This is a genomic window from Campylobacter showae CC57C, from assembly GCF_000344295.2.
In the GTDB taxonomy this organism is placed as follows: domain Bacteria; phylum Campylobacterota; class Campylobacteria; order Campylobacterales; family Campylobacteraceae; genus Campylobacter_A; species Campylobacter_A showae_B.
Genome location: NZ_AOTD01000227.1, coordinates 1 through 711, shown reverse-complemented (window position 1 = coordinate 711; position 711 = coordinate 1). Strand labels below are relative to the sequence as shown.

1 protein-coding gene is annotated in these 711 nt (G+C 50.8%); it reads right to left on the bottom strand.

The genetic code is table 11. From position 1 onward, the window contains the following. Window positions 1–404, bottom strand: a 404-nt coding sequence (locus H740_RS08910) for a protein kinase (protein WP_034957836.1), incomplete at its 3' end; no start/stop codon positions are given. Window positions 405–711 lie beyond the last annotated feature (307 nt).

Below are 711 nucleotides of genomic sequence, written 5' to 3'. Positions count from 1 at the left end.
GTGTGCCCGCCGCTAACGAGCAGCACGCCCGCAGGCAGCCGCGCCTCCTGCGACAAAAATAGCGAATACACGTGCCCGGCGAGGTGATTTACCGCGATTAGCGGCACACGCAGCGACGAGGCGAGCGCCTTTGCCATCGCGACTCCACCCACTAGGCTCACGGAGAGCCCGGGCTCGTTCGTGACAGCGACGGCTTTTACGCGCGGTAACTCGGGCTTGATCTGCTCTAAAATTTTAGGTAGCGCAGCCGTATGCAAGCGCGCAGCTAGCTCCGGAACCACTCCGCCAAATGCGCAGTGCTCGGCATCCTGTGAGATTTTTTTATGAAATTTTAGCTCCAGCGTCTCGATATCAAGCAGAGCTACCGAGCTATCGTCGCAGCTGCTTTCTATACCCAAAATCAGCCCGCCAGCACTGCCATGTTGTAAATTTTCGCTCATTTTACAAATTTTCCTTTTTTAGCGCATTTTACCGCTTTTTGCTTTCGCGGTTATAAATTCGCCCCGCTTCCTAGCAAAGGCGACAAAATACCCGCGCAAATCGCTCACCATAAATTTGCGACGGACCCGAATTTGAATAAATTTGAATCCAAATTTGACGCACCGAGACCAGCACCTTTAAGGTACTAAATTTGGTTTTGTTAAATTTGGTTTTGTGCATTAGCTTTTTGCGCAAATCAACCTTTCTTGTTAAGGGGGAAGGGGCTTGAAT